The sequence below is a fragment of the Staphylococcus caseorum genome (assembly GCF_049943195.1).
Taxonomy (GTDB): domain Bacteria; phylum Bacillota; class Bacilli; order Staphylococcales; family Staphylococcaceae; genus Staphylococcus; species Staphylococcus equorum_A.
In genome coordinates, this window is record NZ_JBNFUA010000001.1 from 2,291,349 (window position 1) to 2,309,301 (window position 17,953).

The window sequence follows — 17,953 nt, forward strand, 5'->3', positions numbered from 1 at the left end:
GAAAAAAGTAGATATAAAAAAAAGATTGATAATTACAAAAAGAATAAAGGTAAATTTTGTTATATAAAGAATCGAAGAAAGAAAAAGATACAAAAAAACTATTTTGTATTAGAATCCACTCATGGTGATTCGGTAGGTGGACATATTTTTTATCTTATTGACGAAATCCAAAAGCAAGTTGAAAAAAGTAAAATTTTCATCGTTTCTAAACAACCAGACAAGCATAAAAAATTGCTTGATGAAAAAGGGATTTCTAACATTCATATGGTGAAACATTTATCAGAAGAATATTATGAATTGATGGCGGTTTCTGAGTATTTAATCAATGATACAACATTTTATCCATTCTTCAGTAAAAGAGAAGGACAAAAATATTATATTATTTGGCATGGTACACCATTAAAAAATATGGGGAAAGATATGGAAGTAGTCGTAGATGTTGCTAATGTCCAACGAAACTTCTACATGGCTGACAAAATCATTGTAAGTAATGAACATACTAAAGACGTTTTAGTAGATTCACATAATTTAAAAAATATCTATCCAGGTAAAGTAGTTGTCGGACCATCACCTAGAAATAGCGTGTTTTATAATCAGGAATTACGAGAAGTTATTAGAAAAAACTTAGGTCTAGAGAATAAAAAAGTGATAAGTTACATGCCGACATGGAGAGGAACAGTAGGTAAGGTAAAAAAATCAACAGAAGTCGAAAAAATGCTCAACTACTTAGATAAATTTTTAGATGACAATACTATATTATTTGTTAAACTTCATGATTTCGAAAAAAATAGTATAAAAAATACGTATAGAAATATACGATTCTTCCCAGAAAACTTTGAAACATATGAATTCTTAACTGCTACAGACGCTTTAATAACAGACTATTCATCAGTGATGTACGATTATTTGAACATGGATAAACCTGTCATTCTATATACATATGACTTAGATGAATACGCCAATACAAGAGGAATGTATGAGGATTTAACAGATTATCCATTTATTAATACAGATACCTTAGAAGAATTAGAAAAGGTTATTAATAAAATTGAACCAACCACTGATTACACTGAAATGAAAAATAGATTCACTAAATACGATAGCCAAGCAGGCGCCTATAAAATAACTAATAATATATTGAATGATTATACGGATGATTCAATCATAGAATATGATATACACAACGGAAAAGAAACTGTAGCCATTCTTAGCGGGGGCTTTTGGAATAATGGTGTAACGACGGCACTTATCAATACTTTGGAACATGTTGACACCTCTCAACGAAACTATATATGCTTTTTTGAAAAATCTAAGGTGAAACCAGACCACTATTATAGATTGCTAAATCTTCCAGAAAATGTACTTTTTTATCCTACAACCGGGGAATTAAATGGTAATTTATATGATCGGATGTTAGTTAAAAAGTATTTATGGGATGAAAATTATTCTGCAAAAGCTAGGAAAAACCAATTAAAACGACTCTATAGTGAAGAATTCAAACGATTATTCGGAGATGTAAAAATAGATTGGATGATTCATTATACTGGTTTTGAACGAAAAGAAGCCGAGATGATGAGACATATAGATGCTAAAACAGCTATATGGGTGCATACTGATATGTTTGAAGAATATAAAGCAAAACGTAATTTTAGTAAAAAGATTGTATTTGGCGCATATAAAGATGTGGATAAGATTGTTTTGGTACATAATAATTTAAGAGAGAATCTAGTGAACAATATCAAAGGTATTAGTCATAAAATGACAACTGTGAATAATTTCTTAGGAGAAAATAGAACTCGAAATCTTGGTAATGAAGATTTGTTTGAATCATTAGAGGGTGTTAAGGTCGATTATTCTTTTAATGACAATGCATATAAATCTAAGAACCAAATTCATCTAGAGAACTTTAAAGATGAAATTCAAACTCTATTAAATGAAATTAAAAATAAGAAAAATATAAACTATAAGTTAGTCATAGATAAAATTATTGAAATCAGCTCAACATACAAGCTTAGTGACTATTTAACTCATGTCGTTAATAAAGAGATTGAAATGATTAATGAGTCTATACACAGACTTCAAGGTATATTTAATGATAATGAAGATTTGGTATATGAACTAGCATTTGAAGATTTTGTATCAGCTATACTTCCTACATTAAAAGATAAAGAAGACGAACTGCACTTTGATTTTCCTGAGTTAAACGATCGAATAGAACAATATAGAGATAGTGAAATCGATGAAAATGAAGATTTGAGTAATGATGCAATTAATCAACCTCGACAACAACTATCTCCAAAAGTTGAAAAATTAATTTTAGATAGTTATCAAACTTTAAAAAAAGAAAAAGATTTATCAGCTAAATATGATCATTTATTTGGTAAACAGTTTGAAAAAGTGTCTAACTATATGAATCACTCAGTTTTAGATAATGAAAATCAGTTATCTAAAAAACCAATATTTGATTTTTACAATCACTTTAGAATTTCTAAAGTGAAACTTTTAAATACTATATATGATGAAAATATTAAGGTTTACATTAATATAGGACGATATGATTATCAAAAAGGACACGATAAATTAATTGAGGCATTCGAAGATTTATATGAAATCAATCAAAATATATTCTTAGTTTTAGTTTGTCCGCATGGTCCACTAAAAAGTAAAACGATTAATAGGGTTAGAAATTCATCGGCTAGGGAAAGTATCGTCCTTTTAGGTGGAATGAATAATCCATACCCACTATTATCGAAATGTGATGCATTTGTGTTATCATCAAATTACGAGGGATTAGGATTGGTTGTATACGAAGCATTAGCGCTAGAAACAGATGTAATCACTGTAGATCTTCCAGAAACAATTCAATACTTAGAAGAAGATAAAGCCATTATTGTAGATAATAATGCGAAAGGAATCTATAACGGTTTATATAAACATAGATATAATCAATATGAAATTAAATCATTTAATTTCGAACCATTTAGACAATCGTCTATTAAGGAATTTGAAGAAGTCTTTAAATAATTCATATAGACATACAGTCATTGCTAACCATCAACTGGGGAAGATAGGTCTCCGATTATCAAGTTATTGTTACATTAAATGTATCAATATACTTAGTGTAAAGGAGAATGAATATGAAGTTAATTCGATGGTCAGGTCTCGTATTAATTTGTACTTTAACTGTGATACCGATGAATGGTTCAGCACATGCGCAAACTAATCAAACAAATATGTCATCAGTACATACTGATATCCATGATATTCAGTTTGAAAAATCTGGAAATGTCGGTAATCACGCACAATTTTTACTTGATGAATCGTTTCTAAAATCACTAGATAAAGGAACTGTTTCATTTAATGGTTACCAAGTTGTATCAAATGATGATGGAAAATCAACGTATAACAAGCAAGTGTTTGATCAAGATATCACAGTTATTGATTCCCATTCAGCATCGAGTGTGAGATTTTCAGTAGCAAATCCAAGTGTGTCATTACAACAGATGAAGGACGTATATGATTCATCAAAGTTAAAACATATTCCCCATACAAGTAATGATGCACAATATCCTGATGATGGTATTTATGTTTATCAAGGTGATGCTACAAGGTTACAATTTGTAGTTAAAAAGGGCTATGTATCAACTGTAACAGTCGGTAAAGTGAATGCAGAAGGATAAGGTAAGGGTAAGTCTGCGGTTTGTCTAAGGGTAGATTATTATATTTTAAAAAGAATCTAAATGAAGAAACATTAATATAAAATCCTCAACTTGTGGTATCAACAATATTGAAAAGTGTGAATCAATCATCACTCTAGATTCAATGGTGTTCATCCATTTAAGTTGAGGATATTTTTATTATATTACTCGGTGTCTTTCATGCCTTCTTGCATAGCAATATAAGCACAGTTACCAAAGTCAACTTGAGCATTTTGGTTTGGGAAAGGTGTTGTTAGCAATACTTGTAGTTGTTATTTTAGGTATACTCGTATATGGTTTTTATTTTGTTTATCATCAATTTACAGGTCATAATAGTTCTAATAATACGACACAAAGTCAAAATTCAGATACTTCAGATCGTAATGCTCACGGTGCTCAAATCGATATTTTTAGTGATACATTTGACCAAGCATATACCAAATCTTCTTCTAAAGATGGCTATGCATAAATTTACAATGGTATGAGTCGCTCTGGGGTTGAAACGAAATACGGTCAATCTAATGGAACGATTTATTTATATGGTATACATATGAAAATACGGTGATTTAGCTGTGTTTTACGATGAATATAATGATGTGAGCCAAGTTATTACAGCACCAAGTAATATAACTGAAGACGACTATATTGAACATTACAATGAACCTGACTATAGAGAAGGTAATACACTCATTTATGATACTTACAAAGATAATGATTTTAGTGTCTTAGTAACAATTAGAGATGGCATGGTATTAGCTATAGAAAATGTCGATCAATTACCAAGCAATGCTTCAGATGATAGTGATGAAGTATCAAGTACAAGTGAAGCAAGAGCCATTGCGAATGATGTGTTAGATAGTAGTGATTGGATACACTCAGTCGATGAAGGCGAATTCAGTTATAGAGTTAATTATGGTAGAGAAAATGAAGACAGAGCCCATCGTGCAATCATAGTAGAAAAAAGTGATGGTAGTACCTCAGAATGGGATGGCGATGAGTGGGACTATTAAAATAGTTATTGTTGGCCAATAAATGATTGCAGTAAGCATACTTTCACATAATATAGTTGGTAATCAATAGAAAGTATTTGCAATTGGAAGTACAGGTTTAGTTTTACCATGTGCTTTCAATTCACTTATATGATTAAGTAACAACCCCCCTAAGCTATAATAAATTTAGGGGGTTATACAATAATAAAAATGTATCAAAAACAATTTTTCAATAATTTACCAAAGTTATATAGTTCATTTTCATATTACTTAATATTCATTTATATTTAACTTCATTTCTAATTGATGAATGATAGGAATAATCAGTTCATTATTAGGAGTTGCGATACCTAATGATTTACCATATTCCACAATTTGATCATTTAAGTAATCTATTTCAGTTAAACGACCATGATTATCATCTTGATGCATTGAAGGATAGTGTAAACCTTGCGCATGATCAGGATAAGCTGCTTCAATTTTCGAGATTAAGTCGTTAATATTAATGCCTACATTTTTAGCATTTGCTACGTCGACAATTTTTTCAATGATTGGGCGTATCATTGCTCTAGAATGATCATAAGCGCCCAATTCACCGATTGTTTTATCTAATATCTTGCACAGTGGGTTTAAAACACTGTTAAGCGTGGCTTTAGACCATATCGCTTTAAATACATCATTACTGATAGTGGCATTTAAATGGGCTTGATTTAAGATATCTGCAATTTGTTGAGTACGTTGATCTTTTTTACCATCAGCACGTTGAAGTGGGACGCGTATTGATTAACATATTAAAAGATGTAGATACAAGAACCATTATTGTAGGTGGTGCTGGTAGTCTATTTACAGATGATGCGCATACTATACGTGTTATTGATACACCAGATTTCCCAGAAATAGTGAAACCAACAGCTAAAGGATCAAGTCGTAACTTACAAGACTTACAAAATGCTGAAGGAATTACTTGGACTTTTATTAGCCCATCAGTGGAATTTGACTTTGAAGGAAAACATACAGGCACATATACGTTAGGAAAAGATCAATTATTATTTAATAGTAAAGGTAATAGTTATATCAGTTATGCAGATTTTGCTATTGCTATAGTATATGAAGTTGAAAATAAAGCGCATATTAATGAATGTTTCACAGTTGTTGGTGAAGAATAATAGTGATCCTAGATGTCCTTTAGGAGAAATAATTAAAAAGGCTAAACTGAATCAAAAGTAATTAGCTAAAATACAATTGAATGAAATTCATTTTATTTTTACAATCCACAAAACTTGTACCACTAATAACAATTTCATTTATTAAAAAGTTGTAAGAAAAGATGTCTTAAGTATTGAGAAAGATTGAAAATCGATTATTATCTGAAGTGTTTGGAGGACAAAAGCAACGTGTAGCAATTGCTAAAGCCTTCTATACACAACCTTTTATTATTTTAGTAGATGAATCTACCGCATCATTAGATACTGAAAATGCAATGGCAGTCATAAAGATATTAAAAGAACAGTCTAAAGAATGTCGTAAAATATGCATTATTGTAATGCATAATGAATGATTAACTAAATTCTGGGACAAAGTTTTTCATATGCAAGATGGTTGGTTGCTTAACACGAAAATAAAAATACCTTCTTAAACACATATTATATGTGATATTAAGAAGGTGTTTTGTTTTATATTATTTTGTCTTTTTATAGCATAATACTATCTTTAACTTCATAATCAAGTAATGCTTGTAACAAAGAGAATGATTTGTCAAAATTACCATTAACAATTGCGTATATAAAAATCACAGTATATTCAATTGAAATGTTATATTAAAGTGTAATTTTTAATTCAAATTAAATTTCATTTTAAATTCTTCAATGACTTCGTTTAAGTTGTCTACATTTAATGAAAAATAGAGTTTCATTTTGGGTTCAGTTCCAGATGGTCGAACTGCTATAAATCCTTCTTCAAATATAAATTTAATAAGATCTGTTTTCGGAAGTTGAATAGCTTGTATATCACCAGTTTTTATGTTGCGAGATTGTTTAGATATATAGTTTTCTATAGATAATGGCGTTAGATTATTTAATTCTATTGTTTCGACATTTTTTAAAGTATTCATGATTTCTTTAATTTTATTTCTACCTTCTGTTCCATCGAATGTAGGTGATAGGGTTTTATCTTTAAAATACCCAAATTCTTGGTAGATTTCATTTAATACATCTTTAAATGTCTTATTAGCTTGTGTTAGTTGCTCTTTATATTTAATTAGTAGTGTAGCGGTTTGTATTGCATCTTTGTCTCTAGAAAAATTTTCGATTAAATACCCATGACTTTCTTCAAAAGCCAAGACTAGTTGTGATGTATTATTTTTAAAATGTTTTAATTGTTCTGAGATATATTTAAAACCAGTCAATACGTTTATCACTTTGATATTTAATGATTTTGCTAATTTTTCACTCAAGGCACCTGTAACAACAGATTTTATAATATATTTATGTTGAGTATCTGAAAGTTGTAGATTTCTTAATTTTATAAGTAATAGTCCAATTTCATTACCATTAAAATATCTTGTTGAACCATCTTCATATCTTTCAACGATACCTAATCTATCAGCATCAGGATCCGTTGCTATTATAAGTTGCGCATCTTCTTTTTCTGCGAGTTGTTTACCTAAATCAAACGTATCTTCCATTTCTGGGTTTGCTACATTAAGAGTTGGAAAATCACCATCCGGTTTTGATTGTAATTCTTCAATAACATAGTTTGAATAAGATAAGTCTTTAAGAATTTGTGACAGTAAAGGTAAGCTAGTTCCATGCAAACTTGTAAGAATTGTTTTTGATTGAGCATTTGTAAAATAACCCACGAGATTTTTTATAGATGATTTATATGATTGAGTAGTTTCTTCTTTGAAAGGTAAAATTAATTTTTTACTTTTCAATACTTCAAAAGCTTCTGTTTGTATATTTAATGGATATTTAACTGTATCTATATAACTGCTTAATTTTAGAGAGGCTTTTGTTAAAAGTTGCCCACCATCTGAGCCATATACTTTAATCCCGTTATAGTTTTTAGGATTATGACTAGCTGTAATCATAATTCCAGCTGTCATATTAAGATGTCTAACTGCAAATGATAATTCGGGAGTTGATTTATAAGTATTTGGTAAAGTTACTGGGATGTTTTGAGTCCCAAGTACTTTAGCAATTTCTATTGCAAATTCTTTAGATAAGTGTCGTGTATCAAAGTGAATAATTACTCTAGGGTTAATAGATAAGTTTTTTAAGTACTTAGCTAATCCTAATGCAAATTTTTGAATTGTGAATTTATTTAATCTTCCTGGACCAATACCAAATGTATTTCGTATTCCTGCTGTTCCAAAAGATAATGTTTCATTAAATCCTGCATCAATTTCTTCTTCTGTTTGTTTATTATAAAACTGTTCGACTAAACTTTCAGATATGTTTTGTTCCCATTTTGCTCTCAAAGTATTAACTCCTTTGTCTAAATATCTAATGATTTTAAATAATGTATAATTTCATTACGCATTTCTTCATCTTTTAATGCATATTCTATAGTAGTTTTTACAAAACCTGTTTTTTCACCGACATCATATCTTTGACCTTCAAAATCAAAAGCATAGACTTTATCATTCTTATTTAATCGTTCAATAGCATCTGTTAATTGTATTTCTCCGCTACTTCCTTCAGTTTGTGTTTCAAGATAGTCAAAAATTTTCGGAGATAATATATATCTTCCCATAATTGCTAAGTTTGATGGGGCTGTACCTTTTTCAGGCTTTTCGACAAAACGATTAACTTCATATAATGAACCACTTTGTGATTTTGGTGCAATAATACCGTAACGGTGTGTTTCTGAATCGGGAACTGTTTGAACACCAATAACTGACTTTCCTGTTGTTTCATATTGTTCCATTAATTGCTTAATTGCAGGATTTTCAGATTCAACAATGTCATCTCCCAAAAGTACAGCAAAAGGTTCATTGCCAATAAATTGCTTAGCGGTATAAATTGCGTCTCCTAATCCTTTTTGCTCTTTTTGTCTTATATAGAAGATATTTGCTAGATCTGTTGAATATTGAACTCTATCTAGTAATTCAAGTTTACCTTTTTCATATAAGGTACTCTCAAGTTCTTTTTGACTATCGAAATGGTCTTCAATCGCACGTTTATGTTTACCGGTCACAATAATAATATCTTCGATGCCAGCACGTGCCGCTTCTTCCACAATATATTGAATTGTTGGTTTATCTAATATCGGTAACATTTCTTTAGGCATTGCTTTTGTAGCAGGTAAAAATCTTGTACCTAAACCTGCTGCTGGGATTATTGCTTTCTTTATTTGCATATTTTTTCTCTCCTAGCTAGCGTATTTATTGTTTTAAATATTAATTTTTTAACTTCTTTTAATAAATTATCTAAGTTATTAACCGCACTTTCATAACTTAGTTCTTTTTTATTTTCGACATTATATAAAGGATGTTTCTTAATTTTTATCATTGCTTTAGCAAATGCATCAATATCATTTGCTTTAATTAAGTACCCATTTTCCCCATTAACAATAATTTCACTTGGCCCATAGTTAATATCATATGAAATGGTTGGACAATTTTCACTAATACTTTCCATAACTGTTAAAGCAAAACCTTCAAATTTACTTGTTAATAAAGACGCTAATGATTCTCTAAATGCTAATCCTGGATTATTGGTAAAGTCATGGATTTCTACGTAATTTTCTAAATTATATTCTTTGACTAACAATTTTATTTCGTTTTTTTCCTTAGCATCTGTTCCACCATATAAAACGAGCTTAGTATCAAAACCGTATTCATTGAACTTTTTAAAACTTTTAATAATATGAGGAACTTGTTTTTGTTCATTAAATCTACCTAGATAGACAAATTGATCTTTCTTTTCAGCAACTTTATGAGATTTTTCAATAAAGTGAGGTATTATTGTGAATTTTTCCTCTTCTATATTAAATTCTTCTTGTATATCTCTCTTTTGAGAATTAGTAAGTAAATAATATTTTGCTACTTTATCTGAATTATTAAGTGCATACTTATACGAATTTTTCACTTCTCCATCTACTTTATGAGCGTTATGAAAGGCTAATATAGATTTTATGTCCACTTTACAATCTAAGAGAGGTTGATCTAAAAGTCGTGCATCATTAAATACAATATCTCCTTTTCTAAATAGACATTCGAAAAAATATTTGGATAGCGCTTTTTCATTTTTATAAATATTATGAAGAACACCATCTTTATATATGTAAATATACTTTAATTTATTATTTTCATTATCTTCATAAAATTTTCTACAGTAAACAGTACCTTCCAAGTCGTAGAAGTATTCAGCTAATTTTTTGTTTACATTAGGACTATAATTAGTTATTTTATGAAGTTTTCCATTTAAATTGTATTCCCATCTTTCAGTCTTGTGTTTGACACCTAAAGCGAAATAATCTTCGAATTTTACAATATTAGTGTTTAGATAATATTGACGATATAAAACATATTTATCCGTGTCATTATCATAATATCTCACACAATTTTTACTGTAATCAGGAATTGCATAATAATTTTTAATCCTAATCAATTGATGATTTGAATTATCAGTTTCAACATTATTAAAATTATGTAATTTAAAATTAGATAACCAATCATATATATTTACTATATGAGTATCATTATTTAAAATTTTTTAATCAATAAATGTAGAATAAACATAATCATAATTGGGATTATAATTAGTAGTTAATATAGTTTGCTTTATGTTTAACTCATTATTATATAAAGCAATTCTACGTAATAAGGCATTAGTTCTTCCTGCATGAACTTCAGGCAATGTGGAGGTAATTGTATAAATCATTATTAATCAACTCATTTCATTTTATAGTGTATAAGTAATAATTATATATGTAATAAGTATATAATTATATGAAAAATGGACAACTCAAGCCAGGGTATAATTTACACATAGCGACAAATTCTCAATTTGTTTTATCTTATAATGTGTATCAAAATCCGACTGATACAAGAATAATGATACCATTTTTAAATTCAATTCAAAAGACCTACGGTCATTTACCTGAATATATTGTAGCTGACGCGGGTTATGGTAGCGAACCCAATTATATGGCAATTATAGATGATTTTAATCGAATACCGCTTATAACCTACGGTATGTTTATAAAAGATAAAACTAAAAAATATAAAAGTGACATCTTTAATACTCAAAATTGGGATTATGATGAAATTAACGACGACTACATTTCTCCAAACAATAAGCGATTGGGTTTTAAAAGATATGCCTATCGTCATGATAAATATGGATTTAAGAGAGACTTCAAATTATATGAATGCAATGATTGTTCAGAATGTCCTCTGAAACACCAATGCATGAAATTCAATTCATAAACAAATAAAAAAGTAATGAAGAATTATAATTGGGAATATTTTAAAGCCTAAATTAATAAAAAGCTTTCAGAATCAAAAACTATCTACAATCAAAGAAAAATTGATGTGGAGCCTGTTTTGAATTTATGAAGGCTATTTTGGGTTTCACTCGAATGTCCGTTCGAGGGATAAACAAAGCCAAAAGAGAGCTAGGATTTGTGCTAATGGCACTTAATATAAGAAAAGTAACAGCTCAACGAGCTAAAAATAATCAAAAAAGACAATTTCTATATTGTTTCAGTAGAAATTGTCTTTTTTTTACTTATCCTGGAACTTTATGTCCCAGCCTCCGCAATAGTTAATGATCATGATGTTATTTTTCCATGAGGCGATTAGTTGGTGATACAATAAGTTCATATAGAAAAAGTATGAGAACTATTAAAATTCATATAAGTATAAAAAATCGCATCATTAACCGATACGCAGAAGCATATCATAAATGATGCGGTTTTTTCAGCCGCTTCATAAAGGGATTTTGAACGTATCGGAACGTATGAGGTTTATGAGAATTGCTGTTATGTTTTTGTGAAGCGTACCATAAGTGATGCGGTTTTTTCAGCCGCTTCATAAAGGGATTTTGAACGTATCAGAACATATGAGGTTTATGAGAATTGCTGTTATGTTGTTGTGAGCCTTACAACAAAAAAATAAAAAATAAAAAATAGATTTTGAGCAATATATGTTAGTGACTTAAAAGGGTATAATATCTCTAAGCACAATTATTAATTATGAAGATTAACCAAGTTGCTTTTATATATAAAGAAACCGGATGAAAGTCTCTATGATTTCATCCGGTTTTGTTACTTGCCAAATATTTCAGTTACAGATATGAATATTTATTTAGTTTGGTTTGCGTTGTTATTTAGGTATGTTTTCACTTTTAACTGAATGAGCTTCCTAACTTCTTTTAATATGTATTTTTAACTTTGTATTCATTTTCATGCGTAGGTTATAGAGTTGTGTGAGATTAGTTAAGGTTTATATATAAGGTGACTACGTCTTGTTAATTGATATTTATTGTGATTAAATAAATTATACAAGCGTGTTTTATTTTAAGTTAGAAGTTATATTTCTCCTTTTTTAACTAAAGTTGTACGATATATGTATATTTCTAAGACATCAAAATAAATATGAAGAAATAGAAAGTAAGACCAGGGAAACTAAAATCTACAGTTCATTTAAAAAAAACAAGCATTATTTAACACCTTGCATTAACTTTTTAATAAATGGCTTTGTTAATATTTCATTTTAATGTAGAAATATTAAAAAAATTAATTAATATCAAAATTTATTAAATTAATTGTAAAAGAAGGTTAATTTTAACAATAAAGCGTATACTTTTAAGAATAATTTTGAAAAGGTATTGAAAAGCATAGTAAAAGTGCTATACAATAAGTTAAAATGAAAAATGGAGGCTTATATGGAAAGTACATTGGATTTAACAAAAATTTTAAGAATATTAAAAAATAATTTAAAACTACTAATTATTTTACCACTTGTTTGTTTACTAATAAGTGCAATCGTTACTTTGTTTTTCTTAGATGAAGAATATCAAGCATCGACACAAGTATTAGTGAATCAAAAAGAAAGTGATTCACAAATGATGGCACAAGAAGTGCAAAGCAATATTCAACTTGTCAATACATATTCAGAAATTGTTAAGAGTCCTCGTATATTGGATAAAGTATCAAAAGAATTAAATCGGAAATATTCTGCTTCAGAATTATCGAGCATGTTAACGGTTACGAATCAAGCTAAATCACAATTATTAAATATTGATGTGGTAAGTAAAAGCGGTAAAGACTCAGAAAAAATTGCAAATAAATTAGCAGAAGTATTTAGTGATGAAGTACCTGATATCATGAATGTGGATAATGCATCTATTCTCTCTACTGCGGATGATACTACAAAACAAGTGGCACCAAAAACAATGATAAATTTAGTTATGGGCATAGTTATTGGATTGATAATAGCATTAATAATAATTTTTATTAAAGAAATATTTGATAAGCGTATTAAGTCAGAAACAGATGTTGAAAATGAATTGGAAATACCAGTATTGGGTTCCATACAAAAATTTAACTAAGGAGTTATTGTAATTATGGCAAAGAAAAAAAATGTTATATCACCTTTGTACGTTCATGACAAACCGAAGTCTACAGTCAGTGAAAAATTTAGAGGGGTACGTTCAAATATAATGTTTTCTAGTGCAGAAAAAGAAATACAAAGTCTACTAATCACTTCAGAAAAAACAAAGTCAGGTAAAAGCACAGTTTCAGCGAATATTGCAGTGACTTATGCACAAGCAGGTTATAAAACACTGATTATTGATGGCGATTTGAGAAAACCAACGCAACATTATATCTTTGACTTACCTAATAACAGTGGACTTTCAAATTTAATTGTAAATAAAGCTACGTATGCAAAATCGATAAAAGAAACCAAAGTGGAGAATTTATCAATATTAACTGCCGGGCCTACACCCCCGAACCCATCTGAATTAATAGCTTCTGCTCAATTTAATGAAATATACAATGAATTATTAAATAAATATGATTTTATTGTTGTTGATACGCCACCCGTAAATACAGTTACGGATGCACAAATTTATGCTAAAACTATTCAAAATTGTGTACTAGTAATTGATGCAGAAAAGAATAATAAAAATGAAGTGAAAAAAGCGAAAGATTTAATTAATAAAGCTGGCGGAAAATTGCTAGGAGCTATACTGAACAAAACTGATATTGATAAATCTTCTAGTTATTATTACTACTATGGAGATGACTGAAAATGATTGATATACACAATCATATATTGATGGGTATCGATGATGGCCCACAAAGTGTAACTGCAATGATTGATTTACTGAATCAAGCAAAAAGTGAAGGGGTAAATAATATTGTCGTAACACCACATCATCTGCATCCCAAATATAATAATAATATTCAACATGTTAGAGACAAGATAACAGAATTAAATGCAATTGAAGATGTTCGAAAGTTAAATATCAACTTTTACGCTGGGCAAGAAATTAGAGTGACAGATAGAGTTATTGATGACATTAATAATGGGAATATTGAAGGTATCAATAATTCAAACTACTTACTATTAGAATTTCCTAGCAATGAAGTGCCGCATTACAGCAAACAGTTATTTTATGAACTACAAACCATGGGTTATATTCTAATTATCGCACATCCAGAACGTAATAAGGCGATTGTTCAAAATTTAGATTTATTATATGAACTCATTAATGGCGGTGCATTAAGCCAGCTTACGACTTCATCATTGTTGGGGGAATTTGGAAGTAATGTAAAACGTACATCTTTAAAAATAATCGATAATAACTTGGCACATTTTATTGCATCAGATGCACATAGTGCGACAACAAGACCATTTGTAATGAAACAGTTATTTAAAGAAAGAAAATTAAAAGCTTATTATGAAGAATTTCAAAACTATTTAGAAAACGGGAAGTTAGTTATAAATAATGAAAGGATTTCCAAACAAATACCAACGCAAGAGTATAAGCAGAAAAAATGGTTTGGCCTTTTCTAGAAAAAAATGAATGAGGGGATTAAGAGTGACAAAGATTTCTGCGAAATTGCGATTTTTAATATTAATCATTATAGATTCACTAATTGTTACATTTTCAATATTTTTAGGATATTCCATATTAGAACCGTATTTTAGAGGCTATTCAATTAATTTATTGGTATTATCATCAATTATCTTGTTAGTTTCACATCATATCTTTGCATATGTGTTTAATTTATATCATCGTGCATGGGAGTACGCGAGTGTAAGTGAATTAATGTCAATTTTAAAAGCGGTCACAAGTTCTATAATTCTTACCATCATATTAGTTGCTTTAATAACAAGTGATAGTCCATTTCTACGTTTATATTTTATTACGTGGATGATGCATTTATTATTGATTGGTGGATCTAGACTATTTTGGAGAGTTTATAGAAAGTATTATATAGGAAATTCAATTGAAAAAAAATCAACTTTGGTTGTAGGTGCAGGGCAAGGCGGATCAATGCTGATACGCCAAATGTTACGTAGCCATGATATGCGCATGCAACCTGTACTAGCAGTAGATGATGATAAAGAAAAGCAAAAGATGACGATAACTGAAAGAGTAAAAGTTCAAGGGTATATTAAAGATATTCCTGAACTAGTAAAAATATATAATATAAAAAAAATTATTATAGCAATACCAACTTTAAGTAAAAAAAGGCTGAATGAAATTAATGAAATTTGCAATATTGAAGGTGTAGAACTATTTAAAATGCCTAATATTGAAAATGTATTATCAGGTGAAATAGAAGTCAATCAACTTAAAAGAGTTGATGTTGAAGATTTACTAGGTAGGGCCCCAGTAGAACTAGATATGGCATCTATAGCTAAGGAATTAACGCATAAAACAGTTTTAGTCACAGGTGCTGGGGGCTCTATTGGTTCAGAGATATGTAGACAAGTTTGTAAATTTAGACCTGAACGTATTGTTTTATTAGGACATGGAGAAAACAGTATTTATTTAATTCATCAAGAGTTGAATCAATACTATGATGAAAGTATTGATTTTATTCCAGTAATTGCAGATGTGCAAAATAAAGAACGCATGTTAGAAATTATGAAAAAATATAAACCATATGCTGTGTATCATGCAGCAGCACATAAGCATGTGCCATTAATGGAATACAACCCAATTGAAGCAGTTCGAAATAATATCTTAGGGACAAAAAACACTGCTGAATCAGCAAAAGAAGCAGAAGTTAATAAATTTGTGATGATCTCAACGGATAAAGCAGTAAACCCACCGAATGTTATGGGAGCGACTAAACGTGTAGCAGAAATGGTGATTCAAAGTATGAACGATAAAAAGTGCCAAACAAGTTTTGTAGCTGTGCGTTTTGGTAATGTGTTAGGTTCTCGAGGCTCAGTCATACCATTATTTAATAAGCAAATTGAAGCAGGAGGTCCGGTAACTGTTACTCATCCGGAAATGACAAGGTATTTTATGACTATACCAGAAGCTTCTAGATTAGTATTGCAAGCCGGTGCTTTAGCACAAGGTGGAGAAGTATTTGTATTAGATATGGGTGAACCAGTAAAAATTGTTGATTTGGCTAAGAATTTAATATATTTAAGTGGTAAAAAAGAAGAAGATATAGGTATTGAATTTACTGGTATTAGACCAGGTGAAAAATTATTTGAAGAACTTTTAAATGAAAATGAAGTTCATCCTGAACAAGTCTATGAAAAAATATATATAGGAAAAGTTAATACTATAGAATACTCAATAATAAGCGATTTAATTGAAAGAGTACTTCATAAAGAAGTATCTATAAAAAAATTAATAAAATTTGCTAATGAAAGAGGTAAATAAATGAAAAAAATAAAAGATTATGGAATAATTGAAATAGGCTATAAGTATCAAAATTTAATGAAAGTGAAAAAAATTTGTTGAAAAACCAAAAGAAAATCCACCTTCAAATTATGCAATTATGGGGAGATACATATTAGTTCCTCAAATCATGAGTATTTTAGAGAATCAAGAGAGAGGACAAGGGAATGAAATTCAACTTACAGATGCAATTGAAAAAATTAAATAAAAAAGGTAATGTAGATGCATTAAATTTTCATGGGATCAGACATGATGTATGTGATATCACTGGTTACTTGAATGCAAATATCTATTATGGAAAAAAATATGGGTACCTTTAAGGAGAAAAGAATGAATATATTTTTCAAGGGATATTATGGATTTAATAATATCGGCGATGACGTTTTTGTTCACACAATTGATTGGTTCTGTAAAAAAAATAATTTCAAGTATTTAATACATGGATATAATTTACCAAAAGGTATAAATGGGAAAAATGTTAAAAATAAATACTCTAAATTAATTTTCGATCTATTTTATAGTATTAAAGGAAACCAAATAATATATTGGGGGGGCTCTACATTTGAACAAATTTCATCAAAAAAAGATTTGAAGTATTTTTTAAATAAAATAGTATTTTTTAATAAAAAAGTATTAACAATGGGAGTATCTATTGGTCCATTTGCTACTCAAGAAAGTAAAGATGATGTTTTAGGTTTTATTGATAAAATGAAATTTGTAGGTGTAAGAGATATAGCTTCAACTGCATATTCTCCGAATGTAGAATTCACTTTTGATTTAGCTATAATAACTCCATTGGTTTTTCCGGAAATTCAATTTAAAGAAAATGTGGTTAATAATCAATATACTGTTTCCTTAAATGTTTCGCATGCTAATAATTTCAAAGAGTATACAAATATTTATAAAAAATTTTTGATTGAAAACAAAAATTTTATTGAAGAATTGAATATACTTGTTTTTAATAATGATGATGATCAATGCTCTCGTGATATATATAATGAATTATGTGATGAAATAAAAGAAGTTAACTTTATAAACTATACAAGTGAAACTGATGTAATTATAAACAAAATAGCAAACTCTGATTTGTTGTTAGGTAATAGATTACACTCTGCAATTATAGCTTATTCTTACGATGTACCATTTATATTGAATGAATATCATGCTAAATGCACTGACTTTTTAAAAACGATTGAAGTACAGTTTACATTTGGAAACTTAGCTATGAATACTAATTTGAACATTAATGATGTTATTGAAATGAGTAAATTTAGAAAAAAGCCATTGTATTTTAGAAATATCGCTTTAAAAAAATTAGAAAAAATTGCCAAGGTTATAAAAAATTAAGATTTATAATATAGGTACATTAGTCATTAGTCAG

Annotated in this window: 14 protein-coding genes and 4 pseudogenes; 14 read left to right on the forward strand and 4 right to left on the reverse strand. The window is 29.0% G+C overall.

The genetic code is table 11. From position 1 onward, the window contains the following. The first annotated feature begins 24 nt into the window (after window positions 1-24). From ACP3TL_RS11660 to ACP3TL_RS11675, 4 genes are all read left to right on the forward strand, one after another. Window positions 25-3,024: a CDP-glycerol glycerophosphotransferase family protein gene (locus ACP3TL_RS11660; RefSeq protein WP_285336793.1), complete on the forward strand. Its 3,000-nt coding sequence runs from the start codon at window positions 25-27 to the stop codon at window positions 3,022-3,024. A 113-nt stretch (window positions 3,025-3,137) separates the two neighbouring features. Then, window positions 3,138-3,680 carry an immunodominant staphylococcal antigen IsaB family protein gene (gene isaB, locus ACP3TL_RS11665; RefSeq protein WP_285336773.1) on the forward strand — a complete coding sequence of 181 codons (543 nt, stop codon included), beginning with the start codon at window positions 3,138-3,140 and terminating at the stop codon, window positions 3,678-3,680. A 256-nt stretch (window positions 3,681-3,936) separates the two neighbouring features. Next, window positions 3,937-4,167 carry a hypothetical protein gene (locus tag ACP3TL_RS11670; RefSeq protein WP_285336774.1) on the forward strand — a complete coding sequence of 77 codons (231 nt, stop codon included), beginning with the start codon at window positions 3,937-3,939 and terminating at the stop codon, window positions 4,165-4,167. Window positions 4,168-4,270: 103 nt separating this feature from the next. Then, entirely contained in the window at window positions 4,271-4,708 is a 438-nt protein-coding gene (locus tag ACP3TL_RS11675; protein ID WP_225489362.1) for a hypothetical protein, read from the forward strand. Between the two features lie 249 nt (window positions 4,709-4,957). Here the strand turns inward: ACP3TL_RS11675 and ACP3TL_RS11680 are convergent. After that, a pseudogene (locus tag ACP3TL_RS11680) lies at window positions 4,958-5,461 on the reverse strand (ketopantoate reductase family protein); the annotation flags it as partial. On the opposite strand from ACP3TL_RS11680, the pseudogene ACP3TL_RS11685 reads away from it, so the two are divergent. Continuing rightward, window positions 5,446-5,853, forward strand: a pseudogene (locus ACP3TL_RS11685) (NAD(P)-dependent oxidoreductase); the annotation flags it as partial. The pseudogenes ACP3TL_RS11680 and ACP3TL_RS11685 overlap by 16 nt on opposite strands. Window positions 5,854-6,026: 173 nt before the next feature. Further along, window positions 6,027-6,323: pseudogene (locus ACP3TL_RS11690) on the forward strand (ATP-binding cassette domain-containing protein); the annotation flags it as partial. Window positions 6,324-6,518: 195 nt separating this feature from the next. Here the strand turns inward: ACP3TL_RS11690 and ACP3TL_RS11695 are convergent. The 3 genes from ACP3TL_RS11695 to ACP3TL_RS11705 are packed head-to-tail and all read right to left on the reverse strand — an operon-like array spanning window position 6,519 to window position 10,248. Then, on the reverse strand, window positions 6,519-8,165 hold the full coding sequence (locus ACP3TL_RS11695) for a phospho-sugar mutase (RefSeq protein WP_285326497.1): 1,647 nt from the start codon (window positions 8,163-8,165) through the stop codon (window positions 6,519-6,521). 17 nt (window positions 8,166-8,182) lie between these two features. Beyond that, on the reverse strand, window positions 8,183-9,046 hold the full coding sequence (gene galU / locus ACP3TL_RS11700; RefSeq protein WP_285336775.1) for a UTP--glucose-1-phosphate uridylyltransferase GalU: 864 nt from the start codon (window positions 9,044-9,046) through the stop codon (window positions 8,183-8,185). Next, a complete protein-coding gene (locus ACP3TL_RS11705) occupies window positions 9,037-10,248 on the reverse strand; it encodes a glycosyltransferase (RefSeq protein ID WP_285336776.1) in 1,212 nt (403 codons plus the stop codon). The genes galU and ACP3TL_RS11705 overlap by 10 nt, the downstream gene beginning before the upstream one ends. Window positions 10,249-10,634: 386 nt before the next feature. Between ACP3TL_RS11705 and ACP3TL_RS11710 the strand changes: the two are divergent. The 8 genes and pseudogenes from ACP3TL_RS11710 to ACP3TL_RS11745 form a co-directional block, all read left to right on the forward strand. Next, window positions 10,635-11,457, forward strand: a pseudogene (locus ACP3TL_RS11710) (transposase); the annotation flags it as partial. 1,122 nt (window positions 11,458-12,579) lie between these two features. After that, on the forward strand, window positions 12,580-13,245 hold the full coding sequence (locus tag ACP3TL_RS11715; RefSeq protein ID WP_285336777.1) for a YveK family protein: 666 nt from the start codon (window positions 12,580-12,582) through the stop codon (window positions 13,243-13,245). Between the two features lie 15 nt (window positions 13,246-13,260). After that, window positions 13,261-13,947: a polysaccharide biosynthesis tyrosine autokinase gene (locus tag ACP3TL_RS11720; protein ID WP_285336778.1), complete on the forward strand. Its 687-nt coding sequence runs from the start codon at window positions 13,261-13,263 to the stop codon at window positions 13,945-13,947. Window positions 13,948-13,949: 2 nt separating this feature from the next. Beyond that, complete coding sequence (locus tag ACP3TL_RS11725) at window positions 13,950-14,717, forward strand: tyrosine-protein phosphatase (RefSeq protein ID WP_285336779.1); 768 nt, start codon at window positions 13,950-13,952, stop codon at window positions 14,715-14,717. Between the two features lie 25 nt (window positions 14,718-14,742). After that, on the forward strand, window positions 14,743-16,554 hold the full coding sequence (locus tag ACP3TL_RS11730) for a polysaccharide biosynthesis protein (RefSeq protein WP_285336780.1): 1,812 nt from the start codon (window positions 14,743-14,745) through the stop codon (window positions 16,552-16,554). Window positions 16,555-16,672: 118 nt separating this feature from the next. Next, the gene (locus ACP3TL_RS11735; protein ID WP_285336781.1) at window positions 16,673-16,780 is read left to right on the forward strand and encodes a hypothetical protein; all 108 of its coding nucleotides are present in this window, start codon (window positions 16,673-16,675) and stop codon (window positions 16,778-16,780) included. Then, complete coding sequence (locus ACP3TL_RS11740; protein WP_285336794.1) at window positions 16,740-16,892, forward strand: hypothetical protein; 153 nt, start codon at window positions 16,740-16,742, stop codon at window positions 16,890-16,892. Before ACP3TL_RS11735 ends, ACP3TL_RS11740 begins: the two co-directional genes overlap by 41 nt. A gap of 10 nt (window positions 16,893-16,902) precedes the next feature. After that, window positions 16,903-17,919 carry a polysaccharide pyruvyl transferase family protein gene (locus tag ACP3TL_RS11745; protein WP_285336782.1) on the forward strand — a complete coding sequence of 339 codons (1,017 nt, stop codon included), beginning with the start codon at window positions 16,903-16,905 and terminating at the stop codon, window positions 17,917-17,919. The last annotated feature ends 34 nt before the right edge of the window (window positions 17,920-17,953 follow it).